The sequence below is a fragment of the Holophagales bacterium genome (assembly GCA_016719485.1).
GTDB lineage: Bacteria > Acidobacteriota > Thermoanaerobaculia > UBA5066 > UBA5066 > UBA5066.
Map to the genome: position 1 here is coordinate 500,646 of JADJZB010000021.1, position 17,149 is coordinate 517,794.

Annotated in this window: 14 protein-coding genes; 7 read left to right on the top strand and 7 right to left on the bottom strand. The window is 71.3% G+C overall.

Annotated elements, in window-relative coordinates; all coding sequences use genetic code 11:
• The first annotated feature begins 139 nt into the window (after positions 1 to 139).
• Positions 140 to 1,021, top strand: a complete 882-nt coding sequence (locus IPN03_14305; GenBank protein ID MBK9374858.1) for an MBL fold metallo-hydrolase — start codon at positions 140 to 142, stop codon at positions 1,019 to 1,021.
• On the opposite strand, the gene IPN03_14310 is transcribed toward IPN03_14305, so the two are convergent.
• Complete coding sequence (locus IPN03_14310) at positions 1,018 to 2,760, bottom strand: cache domain-containing protein (GenBank protein MBK9374859.1); 1,743 nt, start codon at positions 2,758 to 2,760, stop codon at positions 1,018 to 1,020. The two genes, IPN03_14305 and IPN03_14310, sit on opposite strands and share 4 nt — an antisense overlap.
• Before the next feature lie 370 nt (positions 2,761 to 3,130).
• On the opposite strand from IPN03_14310, the gene IPN03_14315 reads away from it, so the two are divergent.
• From IPN03_14315 to IPN03_14340, 6 genes are read left to right on the top strand one after another with little or no spacing between them, the layout of a single operon-like run.
• Positions 3,131 to 4,936 (top strand): NAD(P)H-dependent oxidoreductase subunit E, encoded by a 1,806-nt coding sequence (locus tag IPN03_14315; protein MBK9374860.1) that lies wholly within the window; start codon positions 3,131 to 3,133, stop codon positions 4,934 to 4,936.
• The gene (locus tag IPN03_14320; GenBank protein MBK9374861.1) at positions 4,933 to 5,664 is read left to right on the top strand and encodes a (2Fe-2S)-binding protein; all 732 of its coding nucleotides are present in this window, start codon (positions 4,933 to 4,935) and stop codon (positions 5,662 to 5,664) included. The genes IPN03_14315 and IPN03_14320 overlap by 4 nt, the downstream gene beginning before the upstream one ends.
• Positions 5,661 to 6,206: an NADP oxidoreductase gene (locus tag IPN03_14325; protein ID MBK9374862.1), complete on the top strand. Its 546-nt coding sequence runs from the start codon at positions 5,661 to 5,663 to the stop codon at positions 6,204 to 6,206. The genes IPN03_14320 and IPN03_14325 overlap by 4 nt, the downstream gene beginning before the upstream one ends.
• A gap of 8 nt (positions 6,207 to 6,214) precedes the next feature.
• On the top strand, positions 6,215 to 7,654 hold the full coding sequence (locus IPN03_14330) for a Ni/Fe hydrogenase subunit alpha (GenBank protein ID MBK9374863.1): 1,440 nt from the start codon (positions 6,215 to 6,217) through the stop codon (positions 7,652 to 7,654).
• Positions 7,651 to 8,148 carry a hydrogenase maturation protease gene (locus IPN03_14335; protein ID MBK9374864.1) on the top strand — a complete coding sequence of 166 codons (498 nt, stop codon included), beginning with the start codon at positions 7,651 to 7,653 and terminating at the stop codon, positions 8,146 to 8,148. Before IPN03_14330 ends, IPN03_14335 begins: the two co-directional genes overlap by 4 nt.
• Positions 8,141 to 8,518, top strand: coding sequence for a response regulator (locus IPN03_14340; GenBank protein MBK9374865.1), 378 nt, complete (start codon positions 8,141 to 8,143; stop codon positions 8,516 to 8,518). Before IPN03_14335 ends, IPN03_14340 begins: the two co-directional genes overlap by 8 nt.
• A gap of 18 nt (positions 8,519 to 8,536) precedes the next feature.
• Here the strand turns inward: IPN03_14340 and IPN03_14345 are convergent, their stop codons facing one another.
• The 6 genes from IPN03_14345 to IPN03_14370 form a co-directional block, all read right to left on the bottom strand.
• A complete protein-coding gene (locus tag IPN03_14345; GenBank protein ID MBK9374866.1) occupies positions 8,537 to 9,940 on the bottom strand; it encodes a hypothetical protein in 1,404 nt (467 codons plus the stop codon).
• A 463-nt stretch (positions 9,941 to 10,403) separates the two neighbouring features.
• A complete protein-coding gene (locus tag IPN03_14350) occupies positions 10,404 to 12,170 on the bottom strand; it encodes a C69 family dipeptidase (protein MBK9374867.1) in 1,767 nt (588 codons plus the stop codon).
• Positions 12,171 to 12,686: 516 nt separating this feature from the next.
• Positions 12,687 to 14,510 (bottom strand): hypothetical protein, encoded by a 1,824-nt coding sequence (locus IPN03_14355; protein MBK9374868.1) that lies wholly within the window; start codon positions 14,508 to 14,510, stop codon positions 12,687 to 12,689.
• Complete coding sequence (locus IPN03_14360; protein ID MBK9374869.1) at positions 14,510 to 15,331, bottom strand: hypothetical protein; 822 nt, start codon at positions 15,329 to 15,331, stop codon at positions 14,510 to 14,512. The genes IPN03_14355 and IPN03_14360 overlap by 1 nt, the downstream gene beginning before the upstream one ends.
• The gene (locus tag IPN03_14365; protein ID MBK9374870.1) at positions 15,328 to 15,732 is read right to left on the bottom strand and encodes a ubiquinol-cytochrome c reductase iron-sulfur subunit; all 405 of its coding nucleotides are present in this window, start codon (positions 15,730 to 15,732) and stop codon (positions 15,328 to 15,330) included. The genes IPN03_14360 and IPN03_14365 overlap by 4 nt, the downstream gene beginning before the upstream one ends.
• Complete coding sequence (locus IPN03_14370) at positions 15,729 to 17,069, bottom strand: sigma-54-dependent Fis family transcriptional regulator (GenBank protein ID MBK9374871.1); 1,341 nt, start codon at positions 17,067 to 17,069, stop codon at positions 15,729 to 15,731. Before IPN03_14370 ends, IPN03_14365 begins: the two co-directional genes overlap by 4 nt.
• Between the last annotated feature and the right edge of the window lie 80 nt (positions 17,070 to 17,149).

The window sequence follows — 17,149 nt, forward strand, 5'->3', positions numbered from 1 at the left end:
TCAAATCAAGGATAGGAGTTTTCGTTCGGGCCGGGGGAGATCGGAACGGTGGCGGGATCGTAACAGGGTCCCCGGGAGATGCGCACGCCGTCTGGCGGAAGAAGCCGGGTTCGAGCAGTATCGGGACGTGAGCACGACGATCCACACGCTCGACCTCGGCCACGGCAGGGAGCGGACGACGGCGGCCTACCTCATCGAGTCGGGCGGCGAGGCGGCGCTCGTCGAGACGGGGCCCGACGCGACCTTCCCGAACCTCGTCGCCGGACTCGCCCGGCACGGCCTGACGCCGCGGGACGTGAAGACGGTCTTCCTCACCCACATCCACCTCGACCACGCCGGCGGGGCGTGGCGGATGGCGCGGGAAGGGGCGACGGTCCACGTCCACCCGAAGGGGGCGCCGCACCTGGCCGATCCGTCGAAGCTCCTCGCCTCGGCGAAGCGGATCTACGCGGAGAAGATGGACGAGCTCTGGGGGACGCTCGAGCCGATTCCTCCCGAGCGGCTCCGGCCGACGGAGGACGGCGAGGTGATCCGCGTGGGAGCTGCGGAGGTCCTCGTCGTCGCGACGCCCGGGCACGCGATCCACCACAACGCCTACCTCGTCGACGGGCTCGCGTTCACGGGCGACGTCGGCGGCGTGAGGGTCGCCGGAGGGCCGGTGCTTCCGCCGACGCCCCCTCCCGACATCGACCTCCCGGTCTGGCGGGCCTCGCTCGCGCGCCTGCGCGAGCTGAAGCCCGTGGCGCTCTACCCGACGCACTTCGACCGGTTCGACGACGTGGAGGAGCACCTCGACGCCCTCGAGGTCGAGCTCTCGGCCTGGGCCGGCTGGGTGAAGGCCCGGATGGAAGAGGGGAAGGACGAGGCCGCGATCGTCCCCGAATTCGTGGCCTGGCTCACCGGGCGGCTCCGCGAGGCGGGCGTCTCGGAGGAGGGGCTCGTGGAGTACGGCTACGCGCTGCCGTTCGCGATGAACGTGACCGGGCTCATGCGCTACTGGAAGAACGCGGCGCGCGCCTAGGGCGCAACACGTGCCCGCGGGGTCTCCGCGGGATTCCGCTCGGTGTGCGCAGGGGGCGGCGGAAGCTCGAACCAGAAGCGGATCCACTGCCCGTATTCCCCTTCGACGCCGACGGTGCCGCCGTGAAGCTCGACGATCCGCTTGACCAGGTAGAGGCCGACCCCGGTGCCCTTGCGCGAGCGGAGCCGAGGGTCCTGGAGACGATGGAACTTCTCGAAGAGCTCCGGAAAGCGGTCGACGGGAATCCCGATTCCGTGATTGGTCACCTCGACCCGGAGCCCGGCTCCGATCGGGCGGAGGGTCACGAGGACGTCCGTTCCCTCCTCGCCGTACTTCACGGCATTGCCGATCAGGTTGTCCAGGACCACCCGCAGGAGGTCCGGGTCGCCCCAGGCGGAGGCCGGTCCGCCCTCGATGTTCACCCGCATCCGGCGCTGGGCCGCTTCGGAAGCGAAATCGTCGGCGGCCAGCGCGGCCACCTCCCTGGAGAGGTCCCCGAGCAGACGCGGCCTCGCAGCGAACCCTTCACCCTCGGCCCGGCTCAGCTGGGTGAAGCTCTGCGCGATCTCGCGACCGTACGCGAGCGAGCGGCGAAGCGCCGCCATGGGCCGGGCGAACCCCTCCGGGGCCTTTCCGTAGCTGCCGTCCTCGATGAGGGCGAGCTGGGTCAGTGCGCCCGCGATGGGGCTCTTCAGCTCGTGCGCGACGAATCCCAGGATCTCGATGTAGTCGGCGAGAGCCTTCTCGGCGCGCTTCCGGCTCTCCTCGAGGGCCGCCGTCTGGGCGTGGATCTCGCCGCTCATGTGGTTGAACGAGACCGCGAGCGCGCGGACCTCCTCGGGGTCGCCCTGCGCGACCTCGATGTGCTCGCGTTCCCCCCGCGCCAGGGCCGTGGCGGCTGCCGTCAGCCGGGTCAGGGGCCGCGCGAGACGCCGCCCCGCGATCCACCCTTCGACGGACACCGCGAGCATGAGCGCGAGAATGGAGAGCGCGAAGAGCAGCATGCTGCGCTCCCGCTCGGCGACGTACGGGGCCTCGTCCAGACCGGCGTAGAGCATCCCGATCACGACGCCGTCCGCGTCGTGGATGGGCCGGTAGGAGCTGATTCTCCAGCGGTCGACGACGTAGGCCCGGTCGTTCCAGTCTGCGCCTTCGCGGAGGACGCGGCGGGTCACGTCGGGGGCCGCGCGGGTGCCCACGGCTCGCCTCCCGTCCGGGAGCGTGACGTTGGTGGCGACCCGGACGTCGCCCTCGAAGAGAGTGATCGTGGCCGCGCCCTTGACGGTTGCGTCGGGCCCGAACACGACGTCGCGGATCAGGTCGGGCAGCCTGTTCGCGCCCCTGAGGGACATCGCCGCAGCCCGGAGGTCGCCAGCGGGGGCGCGGCGCACGACGACCATCGAAAGCCCGTCCGGGAGCAGTGCGAACCCCTCGGCCCGCCCCTCCGTCCGGGCCTTGCGGAAGAGCGTGGCGATCGAGCCGACGGGCTCGGCCTCCCGGGCCGTCAGCTTCCACCGCCGGACCTGCGGCGGGACCGGACCCTCGAGGTCGAAGCCGGCGAACTCGTTCGCCAGCACGCGCTGCCCGACGCGCACGGCATCCTGGACGCGGGCTACGGCTTCGCGCTGCACCGCGGAGACCATCTGCCTGTATCCGACGAAACCGACGAGACCGCCCACCGTCCAGGTGAGAAGGACGCCGTGCAACGCCAGCCGATTCCCGAGCTTGGAGAGAAACATCAGAGCTCGGCTCCGTTCGGGAGTTTGGGTCCCGCGCCTGAGGTCACGGGGGGGGAACTCCGCCGGTGGGGAAGGATACAGCGCCGTCGGGGGATTCCTGGCCGGCTCGAATTTCGATGGGCGTCGTCCGGAGCGTTTGGCGGTAGGATTCCAAGGCGCCGGTAAAGCGACATCGAATTCCGCGAGAGGTCTGGCACCCGGGATGCCGGCGGGACCGGGGGAGCGAGGCTCCATTGAGAGTTTTTCGACGCCCACCGCCGCGTTCGCCCAGGCTCGACCCTCCTGTCGGGGCTCTTCCCCCGACCATGCCAGTGAGCTCTCCGAGTGAAGGACCGCGCCGGAAGGCCCGGCCCCTGAACCGAGGCAGAAGATGAGCACCTCTCTCGAGAACGCCGTCGTCGAGGTCTGCGCGTCCGTGGGAAACGACCCTTCGCGGCTCGTGGACGTGGCTCGCGAGATCCAGGCACGTTTCGGTTGCGTCCCGGGCGAGGCCGTCGACGGGATCCACAGGCATCTGGGTGTCTCCCGGCCGACGGTCCGCAGCCTCGTCTCCTTCTACTCCTTCCTCTCCGAGGAGCCGAAGGGAAGAATCGTCATCCGGTTGTGCGACGACCCGGTCGACCGCCTCTTCGGCTACGAACGCGTCCAGAAGGCCTTCTCCGACGAGCTCGGCATCCCGATCGGCGGGACGACGGCGGACGGCGCGTTCTCTCTCGAACGGACGGCCTGCATCGGGATGAGCGACCACGCTCCGGCCGCCCTCGTGAACGAGACACCCGTCACCGAGCTCTCGACCGACAAGGCTCGGGAGATCGTCGCGGAACTGAGGGCGCACATGTCCCCGGAACGCCTCGTGAAGAAGCTCGGCGACGGGAACAACGGTCACCCGCTCGTCCGGTCGATGGTGAAGAACCACATCCGGAAGGCCGGCCCCATCGTCCTCACGGAGCACCGTCACAGGGAGGCCACGCAGAAGGCCGCGGCCATGAGCCCAGCCGAGGTGATTCGCGCCGTCAAGGCGGCTCGCCTGAGGGGCCGGGGCGGCGCCGGCTTCCCTACCGGCATCAAGTGGGAGATGGCGCGGGCTGCGCCGGGCGCGAGGAAGTTCCTGGTCTGTAATGCGGACGAGGGCGAGCCGGGTACCTTCAAGGATCGGGTACTCCTGACGGAGTTTCCGGACCGCGTCCTCGCCGGGATGACGATCGCCGGCTACGCGATCGGGGCGAAGGAGGGGATCCTCTACCTCCGTGCCGAATACGCGTACCTCCGGCGGTTTCTCGAGGACGTCCTCGCCCGGCGGCGGGCCGAGGGCTTTCTGGGCAAGAGCATCGCGGCCAGGCACTCCTTCGACTTCGACATCCGGATCCAGATGGGAGCGGGCGCCTACGTCTGCGGCGAGGAGTCGGCGCTCCTGAATTCCTGCGAGGGCCTCCGGGGAGATCCCCGCAACCGGCCTCCCTTCCCGGCGCAGAAGGGCTATCTCGGCTTCCCCACGATCGTGAACAACGTCGAGACGCTCGCCTGCGTGGCCCGCATCCTGGACGCCGGTCCGGCCACCTTCTCCGAGTACGGGACGAAGCAGAGCGCCGGGAGCAAGCTCCTGAGCATCTCCGGCGACGTCGGGATGGCCGGTGTCTACGAGGTTCCCTTCGGGGTGACCCTGCGTGAGGTCCTGGCGCTGGCCGACAGCCGCGAGACCCAGGCCGTCCAGATCGGAGGACCCAGCGGCCGGATGATCGGCCCCGCGGACTTCGACCGGACGATCTGCTACGACGACCTCTCGACGGGCGGCGCGATGGCGGTCTTCGGCCCGGACCGCAACCCGATCGAGATCGCACGGCTGTACATGGAGTTCTTCGAGGACGAGAGCTGCGGCTACTGCACGCCCTGCCGCGTCGGGAACGGCCTTCTTCGCCGGGGTCTCGACAAGGTCCTCGCGGGCCGCGGCGAGCCGTCCGACCTCGTCCAGTTCGAGGAGGTTGCCCGGACGATGAAGGCCACGAGCCGCTGTGGCCTGGGGCAAACCTCCTTCAACCCGGTCCTGACGACGCTCACGAGCTTCCGCCCCCTCTTCGACTCCCTCGTGAAAGAGGATCCGAAGAAGTTCCGCCGATCATTCGATCTCGAGGCCTCCACCCGGGAGGCGGCCCGAATCCGCACCGGAGGCGCCCGATGAGCGAAGGTCCGCGATTCACCCTCGACGGCCGGGAGATCCCGCTCGTGCCCGGCCAGACCGTCATCGAAGCGGCGGACGCCGCCGGGATCTACATCCCCAGGCTGTGTCACAAGCCGGGGCTCGAGCCGTTCGGCAGCTGCCGCGTCTGCACCGTCAAGGCGAATGGCCGCTCCGTCGCGGCCTGCACCTACCCGGCCAGCCCCGGGATGATCGTGGAGAGCGACACCGAAGAGGTGAACGCCCACAGGAAGCTCCTCCTCGAGATGCTCTTCGTCGAGGGCAACCACTTCTGCATGTCGTGCGAGAAGAGCGGGAACTGCGAGCTGCAGGCCCTGGGCTACCGGTTCGCGATCGCGGCTCCCCAGCTCGAGTTCCAGTTCCCGGTCCGGGACGTCGACGCCTCGCACCCGGACATCCTCATCGACCACAACCGCTGCATCCTCTGCGCTCGCTGCGTCCGCACCTCCCGGGACCTCGACGGGAAAGAGGTCTTCGGGTTCGTCGGGAGGGGTCCGCACAAGAAGATCGCGGTCAGCTCCGGGACGAGGCTTCGCGACACGGACGCCGACGTGACGGACCAGGCGCTCGACGCCTGCCCCGTGGGCGCTCTCCTCCGGAAGCGTGTCGGCTTCGCGGTGCCCGTGGGACGGCGGCTCTACGACAAGGTGCCGATCGGCGGCCTCCCGGCGGCCCCCGAAGCGCCCGTGTCCGAGGAGAAACGCGCATGAGCAAGCCCCGGATCGCCACGACGTCGCTGTGCGGCTGCTTCGGCTGCCACATGTCGCTGCTGGACATCGACGAGCGGATCCTCGCCCTCGCCCAGATCGTCGAGTTCGACAAGTCTCCCATCAACGACCACAAGGACTTCACCGCGCGATGCGCGGTCGGCCTCATCGAGGGGGGGTGCGCGAACGCCGAGAACGTGCACGTCCTCAGGCGCTTCCGCGAGCAGTGCGACGTCCTCGTCTCCGTCGGGGACTGCGCCACGATGGGGGGAATCCCCGCGATGCGAAACCTGGTCCCCCTGGAAGAGTGCCTGAGGGAGGCCTACGTGGACGGCCCTTCCGTCCACAACCCGGGCGGCCGTATCCCCGACGACCCGGACATTCCGCTGCTCCTCGACAAGGTCTACCCGGCCCAGGAGGTCGTCCGGATCGACTACCACATCCCGGGCTGTCCCCCGAGCGCCGACACGCTCTGGAAGACGCTCACGGCCCTGCTCGGAGGTACTCCCGTCGAGCTGCCGTACGAGCTGATCAAGTACGACTGAGGCCCACGATGCAAGCAAGCGGCGGAACGAAGATCGTCATCGAGCCCGTCACCCGGGTCGAAGGCCACGGCAAGGTCACGATCCTGATGGACGAGGCCGGCCACGTGGCCCGCGCCCGTTTCCACGTCGTGGAGTTCAGGGGGTTCGAGCGTTTCATCCAGGGCCGGCCCTACTGGGAGATGCCGGTGGCCGTGCAGCGCCTGTGCGGGATCTGCCCGGTCAGCCACCACCTCTGCGCGGCCAAGGCGGTCGACAGGATCGTCGGTGGAGAGAACCTGACCCCCACGGCCGAGAAGATGCGCCGGCTGATGCACTACGGGCAGACGTACCAGTCCCACGCTCTTCATTTCTTCCACCTCGCGTCCCCCGACCTCCTCTTCGGCTTCGGGTCGGACGTCGCGTCCCGCCACGTGCTCGGCGTGGCCGCGATGCACCCCGAGCTGGCCCGGCAGGGAATCCTGATGCGCAAGTACGGGCAGGAGGTCATCAAGGCCACCGCCGGGAAGAAGATCCACGGGACCGGTGCCATCCCCGGCGGGATCAACAAGAACCTCAGCCTCGCCGAGCGGGACGAGCTCCTCGCCGACCTCGACCAGAATCGCGCCTGGAGCCTCGCCGCGGTGAAGATCGCCCGCGACTACACGCTGGCCCACATCGACACCCTGGCCGGGTTCGGCTCCTTCCCGTCGAACCACGTCTGCCTCGTCCGGCAGGACGGCGCGATGGACCTGTACGACGGGGGCCTGCGCGCGGTCGACGCCGAGGGCCAGGTGATCTTCGATCACGTGGCGCCGGAGACGTACCTCGACCACATCGCGGAAGAGGTCCGGCCCTGGTCCTACATGAAGTTCCCGTTCCTGAAGGCCCTCGGCCCGGAGAACGGCTGGTACCGCGTCGGCCCGCTCTCCCGCGTGAGCGCGTGCGACTTCATCGACACGCCGCTCGCCGAGTCGGAGCGGAAGGTGTTCAAGGAGGTCTCCGGCGGGAAGCCGAGCCCGGTGACGATGGCGTACCACTGGGCGCGGATGATCGAGCTCCTCCACGCGATCGAGAAGATCGACGAGCTGCTCCACGACCCGGACCTCCAGGGCGAAGACCTCGTGGTCGAGGGGACGCGCCGGAGCGAAGGGATCGCGATCATCGAAGCTCCACGCGGGACCCTCTTTCACCACTACCGGGTGAACGAGGACGACCAGGTCGTCATGGCGAACCTGATCGTCTCCACGACGAGCAACAACGAGCCGATGAACCGGGCGGTTGAGAGCGTGGCCCGCCAGTACCTCGACGGCCAGACGATCACCGAGGGACTCCTGAACCACATCGAGGTGGCGATCCGCGCCTACGACCCGTGCCTCTCCTGCGCCACGCACGCGCTCGGGCAGATGCCGCTGGCCGTGGAGCTCGTCGACGCCTCCGGAGCCGTTATCGACCGCAGGACCCGGGGATGACGGCGACGGTTCTGCTCTACGGGTACGGCAACCCGGGCCGCCTGGACGACGGCCTCGGTCCCGCGCTGGCCCGCGAGGTCGCTTCACGCGGCCCTGGAGCAGGAATCACGATCGAGACCGGCTACCAGCTCCAGATCGAGGACGCGGCGCTCGTGGCCGAGCACGACGTCGTCGTTTTCGCGGACGCGGACACGGCCTGCGAGGCGCCCTTCGAGCTCCGCCGGCTGGAGCCGCGCCGGGAGATGGCGTTCACGACCCACTCCGTATCCCCGGAGGCTCTTCTGGGGCTCGCCCACGAGCACTTCGGCTGCCGGACGGAGGGCTGGGTGCTCGGGATCCGGGGCTACTCCTTCAACGAGTTCGGCGAGACTCTCTCCCCTGGGGCGCGGCGCAACCTGGCCGCCGCGTCGGACTTCGTGCACCGCGCGTTGAGCGACGGGAGCGTGGCCAGGAATGCCGTCCGCACCGGACGGAAAGGTGAAGATCATGCCTGAAGGCAAGCCGGTCATCCTGTACGTGGACGACGACCCCGACTACTGCGAGGCGATGCGCGTCATCCTGGAGGCCGGCGGCTACGAAATGGCCGAAGCGGCTTCGGCCGAGGAGGGGCTCGAGGTCTACAAGAGCCGCCGGCCCGACCTCGTGATCGTCGACCTGATGATGGAGGAGGTGGACTCCGGAACGGCCTTCGTGAAGGAGCTGCGCCTCCTGGGGAACACGGCGCCGATCTTCATGCTGAGCTCCGTCGGCGAGGGGATGAGCATCTCGGCCGACTACGCCTCGATGGGCCTCGACGGCATCTTCCAGAAGCCGATCGACCGCGCAACCCTGCTCAAGGTGCTGAAGACGAAGCTGGGGCGATAGGAGCCGGCCGGACCGGCCTCATTCGACGAGGGCGGGGAGCTCCATGAAGAAGGTGCTCCCTTTCCCCGGCTCGCTCTCGACGCCCGTGCGGCCCCCGTGGGCGAGGACGACGCGCCTGACGATGGAGAGCCCGAGGCCGCTCCCCTTGATCCTGTTCGGCTTGTCCCCGCCTCCCGGAACCCGGAAGAACTCCTGGAAGAGCCGGCCCTGTTCCTCGGGCGCGATCCCGGGGCCGTTGTCGCTCACCTCGACGCGCACCATCGGCGGCCTCGAGAGGACGCGCACGGCGATCCGCCCGCCGCTGGGCGTGTACTTGATCGCGTTCGTCACGTAGTTGACGAGCGCCTCCTGGAGGAGCCGATCGTGGCCGACCACGGGCGGGACTCTCTCGGGGACCTCCAGGAGGAGCGTGTGTCCGCGCTCCGCGGCGACGTCCTCGTACTCGTCGACGAGACGGCCCGCCACCGCGCCGAGGTCGACGCGGGAAAACTGCGTCTGGATGATGTCGGTCTCGAGCGACGCGAGCGTCTGGATGCCCCTCATGAAGTCGGAGAGGTCCCCGAGGCGTTTCAGGCTCCGGTCCAGCCAGTCCCGCTGCTTCTCGGTCGTCGCTCCCGCGAGGCCGCCTCGCATGTTGTCGAGGAGCATCGTGACCGCGCCGAGCGGAGCCCTCAGGTTGTGGGCCGCGATGTTGAGGAAGTCCTTCCTCTGCTGGGACAGGCGGACGAGCTCGCCGTTGGCGAGGCGCATCCGCTGCTCGAGGTTCTGCAGCGAGCGCGTGATCGCAAGGAGCAGGAACGCGCTCATGGCGAAGAGCGACCCGTTGACGACGAGGATCGTGAATGCGTATCGCGCGTCCAGGGGCCCGTCTCCCGCGACCGCGCCGACCGGGATGGTCGGGGTGGCCAGCCCCGTCCACTCGACGGCGACGAGGCCGACGAGAAGCGCGTAGGCGAGGGCCGTCAGCGCGAGGGCGGCCCTCCGGGGGAGAAGCGTGCAGCTCACCATGACGTGGAGAACGTAGAAGGAGGTGAATGGCGAACGGGCGCCCCCGACGAACCAGATGGCAATCGTGAGGGCGATGAAGTCCAGGACCACCGCGGCGTAGGTGAGGAAGAGGAGGACCGTCAGGCTCTCCGCGGGCGCGTCCGGGTCCCGGTACCTCCGGAAGAAGAACCAGGCCACGACGTTGTAGAGAGTGATGAACGCCGCCAGGATCGTGAGCTGCCTCACGTCGATCGCGTTCATGCCGAGGACGTGGCGGCCGAACACGGCCGCTGCGACGATGGCCAGGACGACGGCCGTCCGGACCCGCGTGTAGATGTAGAAGCTGCGGCCGATCAGCTGCCCGTGATCCGGAGGGACTGCCGCCCCGTCGTCGCCCCCGGGGCTCTCCGGGAGTCGAGCAGGCAGGAGCCGCATGGCGTTGGGAAGAGTATCAACGTGGGGGAGCGATTGGAATGCTCGCAGGAGGGCCGTACGGCGATGTTCCGCCGGCGGTGGCGGCGCGCGAGGGAACGCGGCGCGGGCGGCGGCGAGGCGGGTCCGCGCGCTGGCTCGAGAGGGGGGGCCGGGGGCCGAGAAGCCGGGGGGGAGGAGGAGAAAGACGCGCGGGGCCCGCCACGGGGGGGAGGGACGGGGGCCGCGGCGGGCAACGGAGCACGGGGGTGCCTGAACGGGAATCAGCGCGTGCTTGTCGGGTGTGGCGTCGGGGCGCGCGGGCACGGGCAGGACGAGGACGCGCTCGTTGGGGGAGCCGAGGGTACGACAGAGAGTGAGAGGAGGGTGGACCCCCGGGACCGCTCGGCACGGGGCGGGGCGCGGGGCGTTGAGGTGCGGGGATCCTAACCAGGACGGGGGAGGGTCGATCGCCCCGCGGGCGGCCCTACTTCGGCTGCAGCAGCTTCTCTCCGGTCTCCTCGACCACCCGTCGCTTCCAGGCTTCCGGGTAGCCGGGATGGTCGGGCGGTTTCGGGAACCCCCACTCGTTGCGCTCGAAGCGCCCGTCGCGCTCCTTCTTGACGTTGCCGTCGATGTACTTGACGAGGAGATAGCGGAACAGCTCCTCCCACCGCCGGACCGTCCCGGCGGCGACGGCGGACGAATAGTCGGTGAGGAGCTCGCGGGCACGCGCGGGCTCCCGCTCGAAGAGGGAACCTGCCGCCGCGTCGATGGCCGGGACCTGGGCGAGGTGCTTCGTCTCCAGCTCCTGCTGCACCCGGCGCACGTCCTGGCTCATCAGGTCGTAGCGCAGGTACGAGAAGTTCGCGACCTTGCTGAACGTCCAGAAGGCCGCGGTGTCGGAGTACGCGAGGAGGTCGCCGTTCCCCTCGGCGAGGCTCTCGGGGACGCGGGTGATCCCGCAGTACATCGGCATGTAGACGGTGCTCGCCGCGTCGTCGACGCCGAACCACATGATGCCGCCGATGGGTGCGGGGAGCCACTTGCGCATCTGGGCGATGTACGAAAAGCCGGTCTGCTGCGTGGCGGTGGCGCGCTCGTTGACGTACGTCTTCCCCTCGAGCTCCCAGGTGAGGGGCCGCCAGCGATAGGGGAGACCGAACGGGCCGGCGCCGGTGTCGAGGCGCATGTCGAGAGGAGTCCCCTCGAGGTGATCGCGCTTGGCGGCCATCAGGTCGGCCACCGACACCTTGCGGTCAGGCTTCACCCAGAGAGGGAGCCTGTTGGCGAGGTCCTTCCCCTTCACGTGGTCGAGATAGGAGTCCATTCCGGTGCAGAGGCCCTTGAAGAAGCTCCAGACCCGCACCTCGCAGAAGCGGGCGGCGCCGAAGTCCATCGGGGCGTAGGCGTCGGCGAAGCGGAACTCCTCGTCCCGGCCGGTGAAGTACCCCTTTCGGCGGGCGAAGTCGACGACGTCGTGGGAGTAGACGACCTCCACGCGCGGGTCGGAGAGCCTCTCGAGGTGACGGGAGCTGATCGACGTCGACCCGTTCTCGAGAGGGAAGGCGGTGATCCGGGCGTGGTTCGCGTGAGCGGAGACGTGGCCGTCGGGGATGCGGATCGCCACCCAGACCGCGCCCTTGTCGCGGTTCAGCTGTTTCCCGCTCTTCCTGTCGAGGACGAGGTCCGTTCCCTTGCCGATGATCTCCATGATCCAGACCTCGTCGGGGTCTCCGATCGAGAACGACTCGCCGGTGCTCGCGTAGCCGTGCTCGGCAACCAGCTCCGCGATGATCCGGATGGCGTCCCTGGCGGTGCGCGCGCGGTCCATCGAGAGGAACATGAGGCTGCCGTAGTCCACGACCCCGGTCTTGTCCTCCAGCTCCTTTCGGCCGCCGAACGTGCTCTCGCCGATCGCCACCTGGTTTTCGTTCATGAATCCGATCACGTTGTAGGTCTTTGCCGCCTGGGGGATCTCGCCGAGCGGCCGGGCGTCCCCGCGGTCGAACAGCTTGACGGTAGTCCCCGCGGGCCAGGTGCCCCCCCGGCGCAAGTACAGCTCGCCGTAGCGCACGTGCGAGTCGGCGGAGTAGGTGACCATCGTGGAGCCGTCCACCGAGGCGCCGCGCGTCACCAGGAAGTTCGTGCACGCCTCGGCCGGGCGCGGGGTCGCCAGGGACGCGAAGGCGCAGACGACGGACAGCGCGATCCGGCCGCGGCGGAAGGACGGACGGGAAGGACGGGTCTTCATCGCGAGAGGCTAGCATCCGGCGCCCGCGGCGAGGCGGGCCCGCCGGCGATGGAGGCCTCTCGCCGCTTCCTTCTGGGGGGGTGGGGGGGGCGGCGGGGGGGGGGGGGGGGGGGGCCGCGGCCCCCCCGGCCCCGGGGCCGGGCCCGGCGCCGGGGGGGGGGGGGCCGGGGCGGCGGGGGGCGGGGCGGCGGCGCCGCCGCTGCGGCGGGGGGGGGGGGCGGGGGGGGGGGGGGGCGGGGGGGGGGGGCCCCGCCCCCCCCCCGCCCCCGGCGGGCGGGCGGGCGGCCGGGGGGGGCGGGGCGGGGCGGGGGGGGGGGGGGGGGCCCCGCCCCGGGGGGGCGCGGGCGGGGGGGGGGGGGGGCCGGGGGGGGGGGGGGGGCCCGGGGGGGGGGGGGGGGGGGGCGGGGGCGCCCGGGGCGGGGGCCAGGCCCACCCCGCCGCTGCGGGGGGGGGGGAGGCCCAAAAGAAGGGGGGCGGGAGGGGGGGCGGGGGGCCCGGGGCGGGGGGGGGGGGTCCTCAGCCTCCGCGATTGCCGAACGCGCACCGGCTTCCGCCTCGCGCGAGGCGCGCCCGGGATGCCGCGAAGTCCTTCCAGACGGGATCGGCTGCAACCTCGTGACACGGGAGACAAGCTCCGACGGCGAGCGCCCGCCGGAGCTCTTTCGCGTCGAGAGAGCGCAGGCCGACACGCGTGCCGGCGCCGGGGTGCTCGGCGTCGAGATGCGTCCAGGCGTCCGATGCCATTCGAGGCTCGTTTGGGGCTGACGCCGCGGGCCGGAACGCGGGCCGGGAGCCCGTGAGCGACAGCGTCCCCGTACCGAGGCCGAGGGCCCAGGGTGAGAGATGGCAGCTCTCGCAGGTGCGCGCCTTCTTTCCGGTGGCGTGCGGGTCGAACGAGGAGTAAAGGCGCCGGGAGGCGCGCGGCCCTCCCGCGGCCGTCGCGTCGAGGTCCATGACCATTCCGGGCATCGCCGGAGCGACACGGCCGTCGGCGCGGACGGCGAGGGCGGGCGGCCGGGCGTCGTAGCCGTCCGAGGTTTCGACCCAGCGGCCGGCCGTCGCCGCCGAGCGCGCGAAGTCCCACTGCGTCCCGTCGGATTCGAAACGCGTGTGGCAGGTGGAGCAGGTGGGAGCCCAGGCCGCGTGGCAGGAGCTGCACGTCAGCCGCTCGTGACCGGGGAGTACATGGTTCGGGTCGATCGGCGTTTGCTTCGTCACGAGGGCGACGCCCTGGCCCTTTCGGAGCGTGACCCAGCCGGAGCCCGAGGGGCGGAGGTTCCAGACCGGGGTGCCGCGGCGGCCGAGGCGGACGCGCTCTTCCGGCGGGCGCGTCTCGCCGCGCTGCCGGAGGAGGTCTCGCGAGATCGGGTCCGTCACCTCGCCCCACGTCGTCTCTGCACCTTCACGGACTCCGAGAACAGGACCGTGGCACGCCTCGCAGGTGATCTCGACCTGGTCCTCGGAGTGCTCCCACGCGCGGCCGTCGCCCATCAGGTCGGTGTGGAGGTGGCAGTCGATACACGAGAGGCCCGCGAGGCGGTGGACGTCGGCCTCGGCGCGGCAGGCGGGGCGGCCGTCGTGCAGCGAGGTGGCGGCGGCGCCGCAGGCGCCGGCCTGGTCCTTCTCCACCTCGTAGAGGCCCTCGTAGGTGAGGGCGATCCGGCCGCTCCGGCTGTGGCAGCCGAGGCAGCGGTCGTCGGTGACGCGGGCGTCGACGGCGGGGTGCGGGCGCGGGACGGCGCCGGGGAGCCTGCGTGCGACGTGGCAGGAGGCGCAGCCGCTGCCGTTGCCGAGGATGGCATCGTCGCGGTTCTCGCGCAGGGTGTGGAGGTGGCAGCCGGCGCAGAGCTTGCCGAGGTGCCGTTCGGCGGGGGTGGGGTCGGCCTTCGCGAGCGTCTCGACCATCGACGTCGCGCCGCGCGGCTCGGGAATCTCGCCGAAGGCCCACCGGTTGACGGAGACGATGCCGCTCGCGCGCGCCATCAGCGATGTCGACACGCGCCGGGCCTCGCGGACGTGGCAGCCGACGCGGCCGCACGTGCGCGAGACCGTGCGGAGCGCGCCCGGCTCGGGCTCCATGCCGGCATGCGCACGCTTTTTCTCGAAGGCCAGCTCGTTGCCGAGGTGGCAGGACGAGCAGCCGACGGCGGCGCGCGCGTGGGCGCCGCCCGGGTCTTCCTCGGGCCGCACGTGACACGTGACGCAGCGCTCGACCGTCCCGCCGGCGCGGCCGGGCCCGCGGCCGAGCCCTGCCTCCCGCTGCCCTTCGCGGCCGAGGGCGGCGAGGAGCCCGGCGAGGGCGAGGAGGAGGAGAGCGACGAGCGACCGCGTCCGGAACATCAGCGCGCGGCGAGGAGGAGCCGGACCGTGAAGGCGAGGTAACCCGCACTCCAGGCGGCGGCGACGGCGAGGAGCGTCGTGCGCAACCGCCCGTCGACGTGCCTTACGAGGCCGACGGCGGCGAGGAGGAGGAGCGGGAGGAGCCAGCCCGCGGCGACGGGGAGGTGGAGGAGGGCGCCCTGGAGGCCGAGGAGGTACCACGGACCCAGCAGGAGCGCGCCCGCCGGGGCGATGGCGGGGCCGAGGGAGACGGGGAAGAGCCCCGCCGCCGCGAAGCTCCCGAGCGCCGCGAGGACCGTCGAGCGCAGGTCGGGAGCGAGAGTCTTGCCGTGCTCGGCGGTCAGGAGCCACGCGAGGAGGGTGAAGGTGCCGGCGTGGTGGAGGGCGACCGGGGCCAGGTCCGAGCCGGGGACACCGACGAGGAGCGCCGCGAGCGCGCGGCCGACGACGGGAATCGACGCCGAGACCTCGCGCCAGACGGCGAGGGCCGCCTGCGCCTCGGCGTCGCCGCGCATCAGGAAGCCGCCGAGGAGCGCGAGGATCGAGACGGGGAGGAGGGCGACGGAGCGCCACCAGACGCCGGGGGAGAGGCGGCCGTCGGTCTTCTTCCAGAGGACCTCGACGAGGTGGGCGAGCGTGCCGAGGAGGAATCCCCAGCTCGAGAGGGCGTGGACGCCGCGCAGCCAGAAGCCCCAGGGGGTGGCGCCGTTCAGGGTCTCGAGGCTCTCGAGGGGGCGCGCGGCCGACCAGAACGGGGCGAGGGCCAGGCCGGACAGGACCGCGACGACGAGGAGCCCGTAGGTGAGGCGGCCGAGGATCACGAGAGCCGCGCCGTGAAGCCCGCGCCCGCCCGCGTCAGGTGCGGCCGTGCGAGCGCCTTCGGCGCGGGTCCGCTCACGGGGCGGCCCTCGGCGTCGTAGCGGCTCCCGTGGCACGGGCACGAGAAGCCGCCTCCCTCGATCGGCGCGACCCGGCAGCGCAGGTGGGTGCAGGTGAGGTCGAGGACGACCGGGGCCGTCGCCGGCCCGCGGACGAGGAGCCCGTCGTGAACGAGGCCGCCGTCCTTCTCGGCCTTCTTCAGCAGCGCCTCCGGAAGCTCCACGGTGCGCGCCTCCTCGGGCGAGCTCGAGAGCGCCTTTCCCAGAACGGCGGCACCGGCCACGGCCGCGCCGACGCCCGCCGCGGCCCAGGCGGTCCCGAGGAAGTCCCGCCTCGAGCTCACTCGATTCCGAGCTCCTTCATCCGCCGCCAGAGCGTGCTTCGGCTCATGCCGAGCGCCTCGGCCGCGCGGCCGCGGTTCCAGCGGGCCGACTCGAGGATCTGGACGATCCGGAGCCGTTCCGCCGGATCCTCGGCGAGGGCTTCGGGGAAGGCCTCGTCGACGGGCGGGGCGGCCGCGCTCTCTTCGAGCCCGGCCGCCTCGGCGCCCTCGCGCAGCTCCGACGGGAGGTTCTCGATCTGGATCGTCTGGCCCGTGCACGTCGCGACGGCGTACTCGAGGGCGTTCCCCAGCTCGCGGACGTTCCCGGGCCAGCGGTAGCGGGTCATCGCGGCGAGGGTGTCGGGCGAGAGCCGGAGCGCGCGCCCTTCGCGCCCCCCGATGTGGGCGAGGAGGTGCTGGGCGATGAGGGGGATGTCGTCGACCCGGTCCCTGAGGGGCGGGACGTGGATCGGAACGACGCGAAGGCGGTAGTAGAGGTCGTCGCGGAAGCGGCCGATGCGAATGGCGTCGACGAGGTCGACGTTCGTGGCGGCGATGACGCGGGCGTCCATGGGGCGGGGCGTGCTCTCGCCGACCCGCTCGAAGTGCCGTTCCTGCAGGACGCGGAGGAGCTTGACCTGGAGGTGGAGCGGCATGTCGCCGACCTCGTCGAGGAAGATCGTCCCCCCCTTCGCCATGTCGAAGCGTCCGATCCGGTCGCGCACGGCCCCGGTGAAGGCGCCCCGCACGTGCCCGAAGAGCTCGCTCTCGAGGAGCTCTCCCGGCAGCGCGCCGCAGTTCACGGCGACGAACGGTCCCGTGCAGCGGGGGGAGTTCGCGTGCAGGGCGCGGGCGATCAGCTCCTTGCCGGTGCCGCTCTCGCCCGTCACGAGGACGGTCGCCTCGCTCCGGTGGAGCGACTCGACGAGGTGGACGATCCGGAGCATGACGGGGGAGCGCGCCACCAGGCCGTGCGAGGAGAGCATCGACTGGACGAGTCCGTTGTCGGTCTCGGCCGGACGCAGGACGATGATGTAGCGCGCCCGGGGGTCGCAGTGGCTCGTGACGTCGGACGGCAGGACGGCGGCCGTGAGCGAGACGAGGCGGGCGGTCCCTTCGCCGCAGCGCAGGATCGCCCGGCGCCCTTCTTCCCGCAGGCCCTGCTCGAGGGACTCGCGGAGGGTGTCGGACGGACCGAAGAGCCTCGCGCCGACGAGCTCCTCGATGGGACGGCCGATGGCCGCGGTGGCGGCGCCGGGGTAGGCAAGGTCGTTCAGGGTGCTGCTCGCGCGGATGACCCGGAAGTCGCGGTCGAGAACGACGAGGACCCGGCCGAGCGCCTCGAACACCGTCTCCAGCGTCCCGAATCCGGGGCCGGCGGGGGCGAGGGCTTCTTGTGCGGGCAGGGTCTGTGGCACTGGCGTAATCTCCTGAGTTC